At 70.3% G+C, this 19,798-nt stretch carries 2 protein-coding genes; both read right to left on the minus strand.

Annotated elements, in window-relative coordinates:
• Positions 1–17: 17 nt before the first annotated feature.
• Positions 18–1,064 carry a hypothetical protein gene (locus AS181_RS23295; RefSeq protein ID WP_231742681.1) on the minus strand — a complete coding sequence of 349 codons (1,047 nt, stop codon included), beginning with the start codon at positions 1,062–1,064 and terminating at the stop codon, positions 18–20.
• A complete protein-coding gene (locus AS181_RS23300) occupies positions 1,061–19,399 on the minus strand; it encodes an amino acid adenylation domain-containing protein (RefSeq protein WP_058253823.1) in 18,339 nt (6,112 codons plus the stop codon). The genes AS181_RS23295 and AS181_RS23300 overlap by 4 nt, the downstream gene beginning before the upstream one ends.
• Positions 19,400–19,798: the final 399 nt, after the last annotated feature.

Genomic DNA, 19,798 nt, shown 5'->3' on the forward strand with positions numbered 1-19,798 from the left:
CCCCGCGAGCGTGGCGGCTAGCAGGTTCCGATCACGCCGCCCTGCAGCGCCACCTCCATCTTGCGCACGATCGAGCAGTCCGCCGGACCACTCCCGACACCCCGCATGGGTTCGACCTGCTTCACCGCGGGGGTCGGGGCGAGCTGCCGGCCGACCGGCCCGGTGACCTGCGGTACGACCGGCTCCGGGGCGGCGTGCCGCGGCTGATGCGGGACGACGACCCGCTCGGCCGACACCTCGGTGGCGTCCGCGCGCAGGTGTCGCGGCTTGTCGACCGGCACCTTCCAACCCTTGTCGTAGCCGTGCGCGGCGCCGATCGCGACACCGGCCGCGACCGCGGGCAGCGCGACGAGGGTGGCGACCAGAGCCGTCCCGACCACGGGACCGACGACGAGTCCGGTGGGCAGGAACGGGATACCGAAGAGCAGACCCAGTCCGCCGCCGACGACACCGCCGACCGCGAGGGCGAGGGGTGCTGCCACCCCGGCTCCGATGACGCCACCGACCGCGGCGTCACCGACCATCTGCTCGGCCACCCGGTCGGCGCGCGCGACCGGTACGCCGTTGCTCTGCAACACATCCGAGATTCCTCGGACGATCTCGCCGGCTCCCGCCGAGATCTGCGCGGCCAGTTGCGGCGACACCGCTCGCGGACGGGTCAGGTCCAGGTTGCCGACCCGAACCCGGTCCCCGGCATCGGCGACCGGCACCGCCACCGAACCGAGTGGCCGTAGGTGCCGCGGCCCCGGTGTCGGGACGACCGACGTCACGTCCGGCCATGACCCGACCACCACCGGCGCCGCATCCGAGACCAGTGCGGCGTCGATCTGCGCGATGCGGAAAGCGTTGCCGGGCAGCGTTTGTGCTCCCGACGTCGATGAAGACGGAACCATCGGGACGGGCAGGGCCACCCCGGGTGAGGCCGCCTGGGCCACGGCCGGGGCCGTCACCGTGAGCGACGCGGCCATTGCGCAGCCGAGCAAGGCGCCCGCCGGGCGGCGACCGCGCGGACGTGGGCAACGGTGTGCGCCGGATTTGCCGTTCTTGTCCATGGACGACCTCATCTCTTGTTGGTGAACCGATCATCGTGAGAAAACGCTAACCCCGAAGCGGCTTTCCGCGAGGCACTTTCGCGCGTCAGATGATCGTCGAGGACGGTCGCGATCTGTCTGATCGCCTCGTCCTCGGTCATCCCGAGGTGGTGGGTGTCGATGTCGACATTCGTGATGCTCCCCCGGACGTACCGACCCCATCCGTTGGCGCCCAACGCATCCGGTCGCCGATCGCGCACTGCGGTGAAGTAGAGCACGTCGGTGTCGACGACCGGCGGGTGCCAGTCACCGGTGGCCCGGATCAACAGGTTGTAGGCGTCGGTCAGCCGCTCGATCGTCGCGGCGTCGATGCCGAACCCGGCGCCGAGGCGCTCGGCGATCTGCTCGGCGGCTTGTTCGGCGGTCGCGTCCGCACTGACGTAGTCGATGCCGAGGACCGGGCCGAGGTTGCTGATCAGCTCGCCGGCGGTGACGGTGGTGATCGCCGACGAGTCGACACCGTCGGCCTCGGTGTCGAGCATGGCGAGCAGCGCGACCTCGGAACCGGCCGCCCGCATCTCGGCGGCGACCGCGTGCGCGATCACCCCGCCCAGCGACCATCCCAGCAGGTGATACGGCCCCTCGGGCTGTACCGTCCGGATCTCGTCGGCGTACCGGCGTGCGATTTCGGAGATCGTGGTGGGGCCGGGTGCCTCGCCACCGATCTGTGGCGCCTGCAGGCCGTACACCGGCCGGCCGGGCGGGACCTGCCGGCTCAGCGTCTGGTAGCACCAGGCCAGTCCGGAGGCGGGGTGGACGCAGAACAGCGGCGGCAGTTCGCCTTCCGGCCGGATGGGGAGCAAGACGTCGAAGCCCACCCCGCCCGGCGACTCGTCCCCCGGCCCGCTCGCAACGTCGAACCCGTTACGCATCCCGTCCTCGATCCGCCGGGCCAGGTCGGCCGGGCTCGAATCGGACAGCATCCACCGGACCGGGATCTCGACGTGCAACTCGGTCTCGAGGTCGTTGACGACCTGGACCGACCGCAGCGAATTGCCGCCGAGCGCGTAGAAGTCGTCGTCGGCACCGACCCGCGGGACACCGAGCACGTGCTCGAAGGTCCGGGCGATCTCGGTCTCCAGCCACGACGACGGTGCGCGGAACGCCGAGGCGTCACGTGTCGGCTGCGGCAGCCTCGCCCGGTCGAGCTTGCCCGAGGCGGTGATCGGCAGCGAGTCGATCACCATCACCGCCGTCGGCATCATGTATCCCGGGAGCGCCGCCGACGCGAACGCGGTGACCTCGGCGGTGTTCACCGACCTCTCCCCGACGTCCCTCACGCCGACGCCGCGGTCGGCCCCCGCCGGCACCAGGTAGACGGTGAGATAGTCGACCGTGTCGGTCGAGGTGACCGCGGCCGCCGCGCGGGCGATGTCCGGGTGCGCGGCGAAGACCGCCTCGATCTCACCGAGTTCGATGCGCAGCCCGCGGAGCTTGACCTGGAAGTCGCTGCGTCCCAGATACTCGAGCGCACCGCTTCGGCGACGCCGCACCAGATCACCGGTGCGGTACATCCGGGCGCCGGCCGTGAAGGGATCGGCCACGAAGCGATCGGCGGTCAGAGCCGGTCGTCCGTGATAACCCCGCGCCACCTGCGTCCCGGACAGGTAGAGATCGCCGGTCACCCCCGCCGGCACCGGACGCAGCCGCGAGTCCAGCACGTACGCACAGGCATTCCACACCGGCGCCCCCATCGGCACCGCGCCGTCGGCGGCCGTCCCCACCGCGGAGGAGGTCGCGTGCACCGTGAACTCCGTCGGCCCGTACAGGTTGTACAACTCGACTTCCGGCAACGCACGGCGGGCGGCGTCCACCACGTCGGGCCCGAAGGCCTCACCCGCGACGAGCAGCGCCCGCAACGACGTCGCCGACCCGACGGGCAGGGCGTCGGCGAACACCGCCAGCATCGACGGCACGAACGAGGTGATGGTCACCCGATGGGTGGACATGACCTCGGCCAGGTAGCGCGGATCGGTGTGGCCGTCCGGTCGCGCGATCACCAGTCGGGCACCGACGGCCAGGGTCGCGAACAGTTCCCACACCGACACGTCGAAGGTCGCGGGAGTCTTCTGCAGCACCACGTCCGATCGGCTCAGCCCGTACTCGGCGCTGATCCAGCGAAGCTGGTTGACCACCGAACGATGCGACACGGCAACGCCTTTGGGTCGACCCGTGGAGCCGGAGGTGAACAGCACGTACGCGAGGGCGTCCGGGTTCAGCGGCGTGATCCGGTCATCGTCGGTCAGCGGCGAGTCGTCGAACCCCGAGAGGTCGACGGAGTCGAGCGCGGACAGCACCAGCACCGGCTCGGCGCACTCGACCATGTAGTCGATCCGCTCGGCCGGATGGTCCGGGTCGATCGGCACGTAACCACCGCCGGCGGCGTGCACCGCGTACATCGCCGTGAGCTGGTCGAGCGAGCGTCGCATACGGAGCGCGACCAGCGAGTCCGGCCCCACCCCCTGTGCGATCATCCAGCGGGCCAGCCGGTTCACCCGACCGGAGAACTCGGCGTAGGTCTGCGAGACCGTCCCGCAGATCACCGCGGTGTCCTCGGCGTACGCGACCGCGGCCGCGGCGAACATCGAGGCGAGGGTCTCGGCGGAGTCCACCTCGTGCGACGTCGCGTTCGGACCCTGGAGGGCGGCAGCCCGTTCGGCGTCGTCGAGCAGGTCCACGTCGTGGACAGGGCGGTCGTTGTCGATCGTCATCGCCTCGAGCATCGCCACCAACCGTTCGACGAACCGCTCCACGGTCGACGCGTCGAAGAGGTCGGACGCGAACGTGACACCACCGGTGATGCCGGCCGGCGCCCCGTGCGCGTCGTAGGAGTCGGCGACCGTCACCTGCAGATCGAACAGGGCGAGTCCGGTGTCCGGTTCGACGGCCCGCACCGACAGATCAGGCAGTTCGATGTCGGTGCTCGAGATGTTCTGGAACGCCAGCATCACCTGGAACAGCGGGTTGTGGGCGTCGGAGCGGACCGGGTTGAGTTCGGAGACGAGCCGTTCGAACGGGACGTCGGCGTGACCGAACGCCGCGAGGTCGGTGGCGCGCACGTCATCGATCAACTCGGCGAACGACATCCCGCTCCGCACCCGGGTGCGCAGGACCAGCGTGTTGACGAACATCCCGACCAGATCGTCGAGGGCACGTTCCCCGCGTCCGGCGTACGGGGTCCCGACGGCGACGTCGTCGGTCGCGGCGAGCCGCGCGAGCAGGGCGGCCAGCGCGGCATGGAAGACCATGAACAGGGTCGTGTTGTGGGCGCGGGCGACCCGTTGCAACCCGGCGTGCAGATCGGCGTCGACGGTCAGGCCGACGGACTCCCCGGCGTAGGACTGGGTGGCCGGGCGCGGCCGATCGGTGGGCAGTTCGAGCAGCGGCGGTGTGTCGGCCAGTTGCTCGGCCCAGTAGTCGATCTGCGCTCGCAGCAACGAGTTCGGGTCCGATTCGGAGCCCAGGACCGCCCGCTGCCAGATCGCGTAGTCGGCGTACTGCACCGGCAACGGCACCCATCCGGGCGCCTCGCCCTGCAGACGCGCGACGTAGGCCGTCATGATGTCCCGCGCGAGGGGCCCCAACGAGGAGCCGTCACCGCCGATGTGATGCAGGATCACGGCGAGCACCCACTCGTCGCCGCTGAGCTCGAAGAGCACGATCCGGGTCGACGCCCCGGCGGTGAGGTCGAACGGTGCCGCGATCAGCTCCGTGATCGCCTGATCGACATCGGATTCCGCGACCTGGACGACCTCCATCGGGACGGAGTCCGCGGGCAGGATCACCTGAGCCGGTTCGCCTTCGACGAAGGGGTAGACGGTGCGCAGGATCTCGTGGCGCGCGACGACATCACCGATCGCCCGGTGGAGGGCGTCGACATCGAGACTTCCGGACAACCGCACCACGACCGGGATGCTGTACGCCGGCGACTCGGGTTCGATCCGGTTGAGGAACCACATGCGTTGCTGCGCATAGGACAGCGGGATCCGCTCCGGGCGTTCGTGTGCCACCAGGTCGACACGCCCGGTGTCCGTGTGCGACTCGGCGCGGGCGGCCAGCCGCGTCACCGTGGACGCCTCGAAGATCACCGACACCGGGATCGTGGTGTCAAGCGCCGCACCGATTCTCGCCACCACCCGCGTTGCGGCGAGACTGTTGCCGCCGAGGTCGAAGAAGTCGTCGTCGGCACCGACCGCGGCATCGACGGACAGGATGTCGGCGAACACCCCCGCGACGATCTCCTCGACCGGCGTGGCCGGGGCACGGAAACTCCGGGTGGTGACGACCGGCGCCGGAAGGGCACGCCGGTCGAGCTTGCCACTGGGTGTCAGGGGGATCTCGTCGAGGACCACGACCGCCGCCGGGACCATGTACGTCGGCAACACCTCGCCGAGTTCGGCACGCAGTTTCTCACCGACGAGGGCGACGCCCGGCGCGGGCACCACGTAGGACACCAGGCGCATACCGATGCCGGAGTCGTGCCGCGGGACGGTGACGGCGTAGGCCACCCGAGCGAGTTCTGCCAGCGCGGCGTCGATCTCCCCGAGCTCGACCCGGAAGCCGTGGACCTTCACCTGGAAGTCGTTGCGTCCGATGAACTCCAGGTCGCCCGAGTGGTTGCGGCGCACGATGTCCCCCGTGCGGTACGCGCGTTCTCCGGCATCGCCGAAGGGGTGGGCGACGAATCGGGCGGCGGATACCCCGGACCTGTTCAGGTAGCCGCGCGCGAGCGCGGGTCCGGACAGATACAGCTCCCCCGCGACCCCGTCCGGCACGGGCTGCAGACGGGTGTCGAGCACGAGCGTCTGCATCCCGGCGAGCGCCGTGCCGATTGTCGACCGTTCTCCCACCCGCAGCGGAGTAGTGGCGGTGGCGACGATGGTGGTCTCGGTGGGGCCGTACAGCACCCGGAATTCCCGGCCAGTAGCCGGATCGGCACCCACCCACCGGCTCACCAGGTCGGTCGGTACCTCGTCACCGCCCGACATCACGACCCGCAGGTCATCGAGCCCGTCCGGGTCCACCGAGGCCAGCGCGGCCGGGGTGACGAACGCATGGGAGACGCGGTGATCGCGGAGGAAGTCGGCCAGCTCGCGACCACCCCGCATCCCGGTGGGCGCCACGACGAGGGTGGCCGCGGCGCTCACGGCGAGCAGGATCTCCAGCAGCGACGCGTCGAACGAGGGAGAGGCGAAATGCAGTACCCGCGGGCTGGTTCCGGGCTCACGGTCGATGTGCAGCGTGGCGAGGTAGTCGGCGACGCCGGCATGCGTGACGGCGACGCCCTTCGGCACGCCGGTGGAGCCGGAGGTGAAGACCACCCAGGCGGTGTTCGCGGGCAGGACCGGGCACACCCGATCGGTCTGTCGGATCGGCGACGGCGACAGTTCGGCGACCTCGGCGACGGTGGCGCGGTCGTCGAGCACGATCCACTCAAGCGCCCCGGACAGTGCCGGCCGCGAGCCAATAGTCGTGATCCCCAGTGGCGCAGCCGAATCGGATACCATCTGGTCGATGCGCGCTGCCGGGTAGTGCGGGTCCACCGGGACATAGGGGGCACCCGATTTCACGACGGCCCACCACGCGACCAACGATTCCGCCGACCGCTCCACGGCCACCGCCACCGGCCGCTCCGGTGCCGCCCCGTTCTCGATGAGATACCGTGCCAGCCGATTCGATCGGCGATCGAGCTCACCATAGGACAGCTCGACGTCGCCGCAGATCACCGCCGCACCGTCCGGGTCGGCCACGACGGCCGCCGCGAAGATCTCCGGCAGCAGCACGGGCTCCGCGACCGCACCCGGTCCCACCACCGACACCAGTTCGGCGCGCTCGGTTTCACCGAGCCAGTCGATGTCACCGACGGGTGTTGTCGCGTCGTCGACGATCGCGTCGAGCACACGGTGCAACCGACTGGCGATGCCGGCCACCGTCCCCGGATCGAACAGGTCGCGGGCGAACATCACGGTTCCCGAAAGACCCTGCGGCGTGCCGTCTTCGGTGTAGGACTCGGCGAGGACCACCTGGAGGTCGAACTGGCAGATGCCGGTGTCGGCCTGCGCGCGGGAGACGCGCAGGTCCGGCAGGTCGAGATGGACGTCGGACAGGTTCTGGAAGGCCAGCGCGACCTGGAACAGCGGATGATGCGCGGTGGACCGTTCCGGGTTGAGTTCGGAGACGATCCGCTCGAACGGGACGTCGGAGTGCTCGAAGGCGTCCAGGTCGACCTCGCGCACGCGGTCGAGCAATCCGGCGAACGACTCCGCGGCGTCGAGGTCGGTCCGGAGCGCGAGGGTGTTGACGAACATGCCGACGAGCGGTTCCAGTCCCGGTTCGCCGCGCCCGGCGACCGGGGTGCCGATCACGACGTCGTCGGCGCCGCTCAACCGGCCGAGCACTGCGGCGAGCGCGGCGTGCACGACCATGAACAACGACGCGCCATGTGCCCGCGCGAGGGCCAGGAGTTGCCCGTGCAGGCGGGCGTCGATCGCCACCGGCACCTGCCCGCCCGCCAGGGTCGCCACCGGCGGACGCGGGCGGTCGGTGGGCAGATCGAGGACGTCCGGGGCACCCGACATGGTCGACCGCCAGAAATCCAGTTGGGCGTGCATCAACGAGGTCGGGTCGCCTTCGCTCCCCAGCATGTTTCGCTGCCACAGCGCGTAATCGGCGTAGTGGACCGCGAGCGGTTCCCAGGTCGGTTCCGCGCCGGCGATGCGGGCGGCGTACGACGTCATCACATCGCGGGCGAGCGGCGCCATGGACTGGCCGTCACCGGCGATGTGATGGACCACGAGGACGAGCAGGAAACGCCCGTCGGTCCCCTCCCGGTCGTCGTGTGCGTCGCGGTTGTCCGGGCCATCGGGATCGTCCACGCCGTCCGGGTCCATCGCGACCACGGCCACACGCATCGGTACCGACGCGGTCACGTCGAAGCCGCGGCGTACGAATACGGCGACGACGTCCTCGACCTCGGTGGCCGATGCCCGCATCGACTCGAGGAGCACCGGGGCGTGGTCGAGGACGAGTTGCCACGGCTCGCCGTCGGTGTCGGGGTAGATCGTCCGCAGCACCTCGTGCCGCCCGACCACGTCGTCGAGGGCCTGCCCGAGCGCCGCGAGGTCCAGGTGCCCCATGAGTTCGAGGACCACCGGGATGTTGTAGGCCGGCGACTCCGGCTCCATCCGATTGAGGAACCACATCCGCTGCTGCGCCAGCGACAACGGGATGCGCTCCGGGCGAACGGCTGCCGTCAACGCGGTGCGCCGGTCGTCGCCCAGCGACCCGACCAGCTCCGCCAGTGCCGCGACGCCGGGCGCGTCGAACACCGACCGCAGCGGAACCCGTACTCCCAGTTCCGCACCCAGCCGCGCCGTCACCACCGAGGCGGTCAGCGAGTCGCCACCCAGGGCGAAGAAGTCATCGTCGGCGCCCACGCGCGGCACGCCGAGGACGTCCTGGAAGACGTGCGCCACGGCGGACTCGGCCGGGCCGGACGGTGCACGGAACCCACGCGGGGCGATCACCGGTTCGGGCAGGCGACTCCGATCCAGCTTGCCGGTCGGCGTGAGGGGTATCTCGTCCAGCACGACCACCGCGGCCGGGACCATGTACGCGGGCAGCGATCGCTCCAGCGACGCACGTAGTTCGTCACCGGAGAGCGACGCCCCCGCGGTGGCGGTCACGTAGGAGACCAGACAGTGCGGCGTTCCGTTCCCGCCACGCGGGACGGTCACGGCGTAGGCGACGTCGGCGCGCGATCCGAGGCGCGCGTCGATCTCGCCCACCTCTACCCGGGTGCCGCGCACCTTCACCTGGAAGTCGTTGCGTCCCACATACTCCAGTGCACCGGACCGGGAGACCCGGACGAGGTCGCCCGTCCGGTACATCCGGGTTCCGGGCGCGTCGGCGGGGCAGGCCACGAACCGCGCCGCCGTCGTCGCGGGCCGGCCGACATAACCGTCGGCCAGGCCGGGGCCGACGAGGTACAACTCGCCGACGACGCCCTGCGGAACCGGACGCATCCACGTGTCGAGCACCATCGTGCCGACCGGTCCCACCGCCGTCCCGATCGTGATCGGATGACCCGCCCGCAGCGGCGTGCCGGCGGTGGCCCAGATGGTCGATTCGGTCGGCCCGTACAGGTTGATCATGTTCCGGCCGTCGGCCCACCGTGAGACCAACTCGGGCCCGACCGGCTCACCCGCGGTCGCCAGTACGCGCAGCGTGTCGAGACCGTCGGCCGGGACGGTGGCCAGTGCCGACGGGGTCAGGACGGCATGCGAGACCTTCTCGCGCCGAATCAGATTCGCGAGCTCGGGGCCGCCGTAGACATCGGGTGGCGCCACCACGAGACGTCCCCCGGAGCCGTGGGCCATCAGGAGTTCGAACACGAAGGCGTCGAAGCTCGGTGAGGCCACCTGCAACACATTCGACGACTGGTCGACGCCGAGTACCGCGCGCTGCGCCGCGACCACCGGCGCGAGTCCGCGGTGGGAGACGACGACGCCCTTGGGCGTGCCGGTGGAACCGGACGTGTAGATCACGTAGGCGGTGTCCCCGAGCCGGATCGGGCCGCCGGCTTCGTTCGACTGGGGGCCGTCCGTCCGCAGTTCGTCGACGAGGAGCCAATCGATGCTGTCGGGCAGTGCGGCCCGGCGCGCGCCGACGGTGATCCCCAACCCGGCGCCGGCGTCGGCCAGCACGAACTCGATGCGTTCGGCGGGCAGGTTCGGATCCAGCGGCAGGAACGGCACTCCCGCCTTGGCCGCCGCCCAGATCGCGATCGCCGCCTCGACGGACCGCGGCAGTGCGCATGCCACGACGCCGGACCGCGCCTGCCGCGAGATCTGTCGCGCCAGGCGATCGGACTCGGCGTCCAGCTGCCGGTACGTCAGCGACCGCTCGCCGCAGGTCACCGCGATCGCATCGGGCGCCTGACCGGCTGCGGCGGTGAGGATGTCGAGCAGGGTGGCCGGTTCCGTCTTCGCGTCGATCCGACCGGCGCCTGCCTCGTGCCCGATGTGACGGAGTGCGCCGAGGCGCGAACCCGGCTCATCGGCGATGCGGGCGAGACATTCCACGAAGTGGTCGACGATCTCCCGTGCGCGGTTCTCGTCGAACTCGTCCCGATGGAACCGCACGGTGATGCCGAGTCCCGGTTCCCCCTCGCCGCCGTCGATCTTCGGCGCCACGACGACGCTCAGCGGGTAGGGCGTGGCGTCGAGCCCGGTGACGCTGTCGACGTGCAAGCCCGCCGCGGTGACCAAGTGTTGCAGTGCGTCCTCGCGCAGCGGGAACGACTGGAAGGCCAGTGCGGTGTCGAACAGATCCGACCGGCCCACCGCGCGGTGGATGGCCGGGAGTCCGACGTAGTGGTGGTCCAGGACCAGCGCGTTCGCGTCCTGCACATGAACCAGCAACTCGCGCAATGACATCGACGGTTCGAGACGGACCCGGATCGGTACCGTGCTGAGGAACATCCCCAGCGCCCGGTCGACGCCGGGCAGCTCCGGTGGCCGTCCGGCGATCGCGGAGCCCAGGACCACATCGGTGTCGCCGGTGAGGGTTCGCAGGACGAGGGCCCACGCCGCGGACAACGCGGTCCCTACCGTCACCGCGGACTCCGCGGCGGCCGACCGCAGACGCGCATACTCCTGCCCGGGCAGCTCGGCGATGACCTCACCGGCGTCGAACACGGTGGTCGCGGCGCCGAGTCGGGTCACGCGGGTGGGTCCGTCGACGTCGGCGTAGGCCTGCGCCCATGCGGCCGTCGAGGCGTCCTGATCCTGTTCGCCGAGCCACGCGAGGTAGTCCCGGTATGAGGCTGCCGGCCGGCATGCGCCGATCTGCCCCGGGTCGCCGTAATAGTGGAGCAGTTCGCCGAGCAGCAGGGGCATCGACCAGCCGTCGAGGATCACGTGATGGTTGGTGACGTGCAGGGCGAAGTGGTCGCTGTCGAGCCGCACGAGGGTGAATCGGATCAGCGAGGGTTCGGTCAGATCGAAACCGGCGGCGGCGTCGTCGGCGGCGACCCGCCGGGCGGCCCCGCGGTCCGCGGCAACGGTGAGATCGACTGTCCGGAAGCGCACCTCGACGCCGTCGACGACGACCTGCCGCGGGCCACGCGACGTCTCGACGAAGGCCGTCCGCAAGACGTCGTGGCGGTCCACGAGCGCCTGCGCGGCGCGGCGCAGCAGACCGGCGTCGACCGGACCGGAGAGGGCGATCGTCGACTGCACGGTGTAGGTGTCCACCGCATCGGGATCGAGGGTCGAGTGGAAGTGGATACCCGACTGCGTCGGCGACAACGGCCAGACGTCCGACAGCCTGGGGTAGTCGTTGCGCAGCCGGTCGAGATCGGCATCGGGAAGATCGACGAGTGGCGAATCCTGCTCGGTGACAGCCTGTTCGACGGCCGAACCGGTGGCAGGGTCGCCGGTCGCGGAGGCGGTGGTGGCGATGGCGGCGAGCGCGGCGACGGTCTTCGCCTCGAAGATCGCCCGCGGAGTGAGGGACAGTCCGGCGGCCTTCGCCGCCGCGACCAGTTGCATCGAGACGATGCTGTCACCCCCGAGGGTGAAGAAGTTGTCGTCGGCGGTGACGTCGTCGAGTTCCAGCACCTCGGCGAACAGCGCGGCGATGATGCGCTCGGCCGGTGTCTCCGGCGGGCGGCCGCCCCCGCTCTCGGCACGGAACTCGCACTGCCGCAGCGCCTTCGTGTCGACCTTCCCCGACCGGGTGACCGGCATCGACTCCAGCTCGACGATCGCTGCGGGAACCATGTAGTGCGGCAGGGTGTTCGCGAGGTCGTCGTGCAACGCATGCACGTCCATCGGCTCGTCCGGCGTCCCCACGACGTAGGACACGATGACCGGACGACCCGCCGGTCCGCGCTGGAGCACGGTCGCCGCCTGCGCGACGCCGGCGATCCGCGCGAGATGGGCATCGATGTCCCCGGTCTCGATGCGCAGGCCGTGGACCTTCACCTGCTGGTCGTTGCGCCCCAGATAATCCAGCCGCAGGGCGCCGTCCGTGCGAATCCAGCGCACGGCATCGCCGGTGCGGTAGAGGCGTTCGCCGGCGGAGCGTACGGGATCGGCCACGAACCTCGTCGCGGTGACGCCGGCGCGGTCGAAGTAGCCACGCGCCAGACCGGGACCACCGAGGTAGAGTTCGCCGACCACTCCGACCGGCACCGGCCGCAACCAGGTGTCGAGCACGAACGCCGAGACTCCCCGGATCGGTTCCCCGATCGTCACCGGCTCCCCGGGCCGGAGATCGTCGGCGCCGGTCGCCCAGATCGTGGTCTCCGTGGGTCCGTAGTGGTTCATCAGCCGACGACCCGGCGACCACCGGGTGACGATGTCCGCGCCCGTCGCCTCGCCGACCACCGCGACGATCCGCAGCTCCGGCAGACGCGACGGGTCCATCGTGTTGAGCACCGTCGGCGTGATGATGGCGTGGGACACCCGCTCGGTCCGCAGCAGGTCCTCGAGGTCGGAACCGCCGTAGATCTCCGGCGGCGCGACGGCCAGGCAGGCGCCGGCGCTGTGCGCGACCAACACCTCCGACACGCAGGCGTCGAAGCCGGGGGACGCGACCTGCAGGACCGTCGAATCCGGTTTCACCGCAAAGGATTCCGCGTACTCGACTACCAGGTCGGCGAGGCCGCGATGGGTGACGTGGACGGCCTTCGGCCGGCCGGTGGAGCCGGACGTGAAGATCAAATAGGCCGCGTTGTCCGGCCGGAGCGGGAGCGGGTCCCCGGTACCGAGCGGTGTCGAGTCGTCGGTACCGAGCGGGAGCGAGCCGGGTCCGGTGAGGGTCAGCCACTCGACGGTGTCCGGGAGGCTCGGGACGACGGCGTCGACGGTCACCCCGATCGTGGACCGCGCGTCGGCGAGCAGTTCGGCGATGCGGTAGGCCGGATTGCCCGGGTCGACGGCGACGAAGGCCGCTCCGGTCCGGGCGACCGCCCAGATCGCCACGATGAGCGCGGCCGACCGCGGGATCGCCAGGGCCACCGAGGTCTCCGGTCCGGCGCCGCGGGCGGCGAGCTCGTCGGCGAGCCGGTTGCTGCGGCGCACGAGTTCGCGATATGTCATCGTGACGCCGTCGGCGCGCACCGCCGGTGCCTCGGGGTGTCGTCGCGCGGTGTCGGCGAGGATGTCCCGGAGTAGGCGGGGCGACACGGCGGGCGGCCCCTCGATCGGACAGAGGGCGGATCGTTCGGTGTCCCAACAGGATGCCAGCGTGGCGACCTTGCGGCCCGGTTCGGCGGCGATCTGGCGCAGCAGCAGCACGAACCGCTCGAGCAGGACCTCGGCGGACTCCCGGTCGAGGCGGTCGACGGCGTACTTCACCACCAGTTCGTAGGTGCCGGGCCGATCGGCGGCCGGTTGGTCGGCCCGTCCGGGCCGGGGCGGCGTGACCTGGAGGCTGACCGGGTACGGGGTCGCGTCGTGGGCGGCCAGGCCGTTCCATCGCAGTCCCGCGTCGCCGAGCATGCGGTTGATCTCGTCCGGGTCGACCGGGTACGACTCCAGCACCGTGGCGGTGTCGAACATGTCGGCCACCCCGGTCACCCGCTGGAGTTCGGCGAGGCCGATGTCGCGGTGGCCGAGCATCGCCGCCTGCTCGGACTGCGCTCTCGTGAGCAGGTCGATCACCCGCTCGTCCGGGTCGAGCCGGATCCGCACCGGGAGGGTGTTGATGAACAGCCCGATCATCTGCTCGATGCCCGGGATGGAGGCGGGACGGTCGGACACCGTGTTGCCGAAGACCACGTCGGATCGGCCCGTCATGATCGAGAGCAGCATCGCCCACGCCACCTGGATCGAGGTGTTCGCGGTCACCCCGTGGGCGCGCCCGAGACCCGCGATCGCCTCCGTCGTCGCGATGTCGAGATCGAGCGCGGTCTCGTCGACCTCGGCCGTCGCGTCGCGCTCCGCGGCGCCGGTGAGTCGCGTCGGACTCTCGATGCCGGCGAGGGTCTCCTGCCACGCACGTGCCGTGGCGTCGTGGTCGCGGGTGTGCAGCCACTGCAGGTAGTCCCGGAACGTCCGGGGTGCGGGAAGTCCGGCAGCGCCGTCGGCGTCATCGTCGGCCAGGTACAGCTGCAGCAGTTCGGAGATGACGACGGGCATCGACCACCCGTCGAGGACGATGTGGTGGTTGGTGATCGACAGCAGGAACTCGTCGCCACCCGGGTTCTCGGTGTCGCGTGTCAACCGGATGAGGTGGAAACGGACCAGCGGCGGCCGAGCCAGGTCGAAGGGGGCCGCCGACCCGGCGATGAGACGACGCAGTGCACGGTCCCGGTCGTCGGCGTCGGCGATCCCGGTGAGGTCGGAGTCCGACCAGTCGACGGTCACGTCGTCGAGCAGGATCTGCCGCGGCCCGGCGCCGGTCTCGACGAATGCAACGCGGAGACTGTCGTGCCGGGCGATCAGCGCCTGCGCCGCCCGACGCATCCGGTCCGGTTCGAGCCGCCCGCCGAGTCGCAGTTCGGCCTGCACCGTGTACCCGTCGACGGCGGCGGCGTCGTAGGTCGCGTGGAACAGCAGTCCGGACTGCAGCGCGGTCAGCGGCCACACGTCGACCATCGACGGATGGGCGGCGGTCCAGTGATCGATGTCGGCCTGGGTGGTCGAGACCAGCGGGAAGTCCGACGGCGTGTGGCCGCCGGCCGTCCCGGACCGGACGTGCTGGGCGAGACCCTTCAGGGCCTGCACCCACAGGCCGGCCAGCTCCTCGACGTCGACCCGGTCGAGCACCAGCGCGGCGTACTCCCAGCCGACGTCGAGTTCGACGCCGGCCGAACCCGGTTCGGCGATCGCATTGATGTCGATGACGGCGGGCAACGCCATCCACGGGTGCCCGGTCCCGACCAACGCGTCGAAATCGCGCGCCGGCATCCACGGACCGGTGTGCTCGCCGGTCCCCATCCGGCCCAGGTAGTTGAGGCTGATCTGGGGTTCGGGCCGGTCGCCCAGTTCGTCGCGGCCGGCCGGGTCGAGATATCGGATCATGCCGTAGCCGATCCCGTGGTCGGGTGCCGCCCGCAGCTGTTCCTTGATCTGCTTGATCGCCAGTCCGGCCGACGGACCACCGGTGAGGGCGTCCTCGACGTCGACACCGTGCAATTCGAGCCGGACCGGGAAGCGAGAGGTGAACCAGCCCACCGTCGAGGTGAGGTCCGCGCCGGGTACCGCGGCCTCCTCGCGACCGTGGCCTTCGAGGGCTATCAACTCGCTGCCGTCGGCCTGCCCGCGCCGACGTCGCCAGTGCGCGAGCGCCAGGGCCAGCGCGGCCAGCAACGAATCGTTGGCACCGCCGTGGAACCGCGCGGGGATGGTGGTGAGCGCCGCCTCGGTCACATCCGCCGGAATCCGCATCCGGATGCGTCCGGCGGTGGCGACGATGTCTCGATCCGGGTCGAGCGCGCGGCGTCCGAGCAACCGGTCGCCGGGCTCGAGGATCTCCGTCCATCGGTCCAGTTCGGCCGCGGCGCGCACGGGTGCCTGCTCGACGAGGCCGTGGACCCAACGGCGGACCGACGTCGTCGGCAGGCCGAGGCCCGGCACCGCGCCTCCGCGGATCTGGTGCCAGGCGGTGAGGAGGTCGGCGAGGAGGATGCGCCAGGAGACCCCGTCGACGGCCAGATGGTGGATGACCAGCCACATCAGGTCGGGCGCGGTGCGGTCGGGGTGCTGCATCCACACGAACCGCACCAGGACGCCGGCGCGTGGGTCGAGTCGATCGGCCGCGGCCTGGAGGTGGCGGTCGATCTCGTCGGCGTCCCGTCGGTCGAGCCACACGTGCTCGAGCGCCTCGTCGGCGTCGACCGTACCGGGTGGGCGGACCACCAGGTGTGGTTGGTCGGCGAGATCGTCGACCAGCGTGGCCCGGAGGATGTCGTGCCGGTCGAGCACCGCGCGCAGTGTGCGCACCAGTTCGTCGCGCCCGGCGGCATCCGGGAGTTCGACCAGCGCGGCCTGTCCGAAGCGGTCGACGGGACCGCGTTCGAGCATGGCGTGCATGATCGGTGACAACGGGATGGAGCCGACGGCTCCGCCGGGCAACTCGCGCAGTCCGTCGTCGTCGGAGACGTCGGAAGCCATCGCGGCCAGCGCGGCGACGGTCTTGTGCTCGAACACATCCTGGGTCGTGAACGCGAGCCCGCTCGCCTTCGCCCGCGCCACGAGCTGGATGGACAGGATGCTGTCGCCGCCGAGGACGAAGAAGCTGTCGTCGGCACCCACCTCGACCACCCCGAGTACCTCGGAGAAGAGTTGCGCCAGTCGGTATTCCCGGGGAGTCGACGGCGGCCGCCCCGATCGCGCGGATGCGAACACGGGCGCGGGCAGGGCTCGTCGGTCGACCTTGCCGAACGCATTCAGCGGCAGGGTGTCGAGGATCGTAATGACGGACGGGACCAGGTGCGGCGGCAGGCACTCGCGTGCGAATCGCTCCAGCTCCGCCGGTTCGACCCGCTGTCCCGTCGCCGGCACCACGTACGACGCCAGGACGGTCGCGCCGGCGAGGTTGAGCGCGGGCACGGTGACGGACTGGTCCACCTGGGCGTGCCCGGTGAGAGCGGCGTCGATCTCACCGGGCTCGATCCGGTACCCACGGATCTTCAGCTGGAAGTCGGTGCGGCCCAACAGCTCCAGTGACGGCGCGGTCCCCGCCCCGACCCAGCGGGCGAGATCGCCGGTCCGGTACATCCGTTCGCCCGGCGCGCCGTGCGGGTGGGCCACGAAACGTGCCGCGGTCTGACCGGGCAGGCGCGCGTAGCCGCGAGCCAGCCCCGGGCCGGCGAGGTACAGCTCGCCTGCGGTTCCCATCGGCACCGGTTGCAGTGCGTGGTCGAGGACCATCACCGACGTACCGCGGATGGGGCCGCCCACGGTGACGTCTGCATCGGGCTCGACCACCGCACTCGCCGCCGTGATCGTCGACTCGGTCGGCCCGTACTCGTTGATCATCGTCGCCGACCGGGTCCACCGTTCGACCACGTGCGGTGCGCATCGGTCGCCGCCGACGACGACGGTCTGCATCCGGGTCAGCGATTCCGGCTCGATGGTCGCCAGCATCGCGGGCGTGAGGGTCAGGTGGGTGACCTCCTCCTCGGCGAGCAACTGGGTGAGCCGCTCGCCGCCGATCACCTCCGGAGGCACAATCACCAGGGCGGATCCGGTTGCGAAGCAGGTCAGCAGCTGTTCCATCGACGCGTCGAAGCTCGGGGAGAGCGCGTAGGACACCCGGGACGACGGCGCGAGGCCATAGGCGCGGGTGCGATCGGTGATAAGACTCGCCAGCCCGGAGTGGGTGACCTGCACGCCCTTCGGCACGCCGGTCGAACCGGACGTGTAGGTCATGTACGCGACGTTCTCGAGCCGGGCGCGCGACGGAGCCGGCGGGTCGTCGAGGCCGCCGCCCGAGGCGTCGGTGTTCCCGTCGGGCGAGAGGTCGCCGAGGTCGATCCGGACCGCCGACGGGGGCACCCGCTCGGCGAACTCGTCGACGGTGATCGCCGCGCGGGCACCGCTGTCGGCGAAGATGTGCTCGATGCGCTTTCGCGGGTATTCCGGATCCACCTGCACGATCGCGGCACCGGTCTTCGCCACCGCCCAGACGGCCACGACGGTGCCCAGGGACCGTCGCAGCAGGATCGCGACCGACTCCTCCGGCGCGCAGCCCGCGGCGAGCAGGCGCCGCGCGAGTCGCGACGAGGCGGCGTCGAGTTCGCGATACGTCATCGAACGCCCGGACGCGCACACTGCCGTCGACTCTCCGTGCCGTGCAACGGTTTCGGCGATAATGTCGGCGAGTACCCGCGGCGGGGCGCAACGCGCGCCCCGCACTGGGAGCAATGTCGCCCGCTCATGCTCGTCGAGCAACGAGATCTGTCCCACGCGATCGTCGGAAGCCCCGCCGAGGAAGGCGTGCAGGAACATCAGGAAGCGACGGTGGTGCCCGGTGAGTTCGTCCGGGGTGTAGATGTTCGGGTTGCCCTGGAAGTCGATGTGCGTGCTGCTCTTTCCCGCGCCCGGGTAGATGTTGACGAACAGATCGGACGTCGGACCCGAGGTCAATACGTGCAGCCGCCCGGTGACCTCACCCAGCACCACCTCGCTGTCGACCATCATGAGGTTCACCGCCGGCCCGAAGGACGCCGACTCGTCTCGGGCCATTCCCATGTCGGCGAAGATGTCCTCCTGCCGGTACCGCTGCCGCCGCAGAGCACTCAGCAACTCCCCCTGCACGGAGGTCACCACGTCGCCGAGCGTGCGGCCGGCGACCGGCACACGGAGCGGCACGACGTTGGCCACCATGCCGCCCGACCGGCGCAGCACGGCGGAGTGGCGACCCGAGACCGGAAGGCTGAGAAGGACTTCGGCACTGCCGGTCATCCGCGCGAGGTACGCGGCGAACGCCGCGACGACCACCGGGGTCACGCCACCTCCCTCCTGCGCGGCCGCATCGAGCAGCACGGCCGTCTCCGCGGGAATCGGCGCGCTCACGAGGATCGGGTGCAGCGTCGGCTTGCCGTGCCGGCCGGCCAGGGTGACGACCGGCGGGGCGCCGTCGAGATGGTCGCTCCAGTACCTGCGGTCGTTGTCGTGACGAGTCGACCCGGGGTAGGACGCGTCCTGGGCGATGATGTCGGCGATGTCGCTCGCCTTCGACGGCGGCGCGGGATCGCCGCGAACGGCCGCGTTGTACAGCTCGGTGATCCGCCGGACCATCGTCACCGCGGCGAATCCGTCGAGCGCGATGTGGTGCGCCCGCAGGTACCACATGTAGTGCGCGTCCCCGACGCGGTAGACGATGCTCGTCATCAGGTCGTCGGTGAGCAGGTCGAGCGGTCTCGTGTAGTCGAGCAGCATCAGCCGGTGCGCTGTCGCGGTCGGATCGGCCTCGCCGCGCAGATCCACGGTGCTCACCGGAGCGCTCTGGGAGGCGACGTATTGCCGCGGTTCGCCATCGACGACGACCAGGCGCAGGTGCCCCGAGCCGAACTCCCGCCCGGTGATTAGGCAGACCTCCGTCAGCAACTCGGTGTCCAGTTCGCCGTCGATGTCGACGTACTGTGCCACCGAGACCGGCAGGTCACCGGCCACATGCTGGGCGAACCAGATGCCGCGCTGCGCGGCGGACAACGGAAGTGAGTCCACACCGGGATCCGGTCTCGCCGACGTGGCGGCCCCGGTCGTCTCCGTGGGATGGTCATCGGCCGGCATCCGGGTCGACGAGGAGTGCGCGGACGGGGTGACGAGATCCTTGTCTGAGATGGTCACGTGGCCTCCATGCGTTCGTATCGATCGCACTCGTCCGGGTATCAGGACCACCCGGGCGCCCCCCGCAGACCACGGGATGGACAATTCACAACCCGCGCGAGATCAAGCCAGATAAGCCCCCCTGGAGAGCTGTCGCCCCGTCGACAAATCGGACCATACTCCCGATTAACATTCGCCGACATCCCTTTTCGGCAAAGGCAAAACGTCAGTAAAGTCGAAGTAATGACTAGCTATAAAACGTCTCAGAACGGTCACAAAGAATTCGATGGTCCATTCGGATGAGTTTTCCGAAAGGCGTGGATTTTCGCCCGTGTCTCTGATTTTCAGATCAACTCATTCGACAAGCGAATGTGGATTCATTACTCACACGGAGTCTGTCAAACCACAAGGAGCAGTTGT

Origin of the sequence: Gordonia sp. SGD-V-85 (assembly GCF_001456905.1) — a bacterium.
GTDB classification, from domain to species: Bacteria; Actinomycetota; Actinomycetes; order Mycobacteriales; family Mycobacteriaceae; genus Gordonia; species Gordonia hongkongensis.

Excerpts from the sequence above, each read along its gene's own strand:
- AS181_RS23295 (WP_231742681.1), bottom strand. The coding sequence starts at position 1,064 with ATGAGGTCGTCCATGGACAAGAACGGCAAATCCGGCGCACACCGTTGC.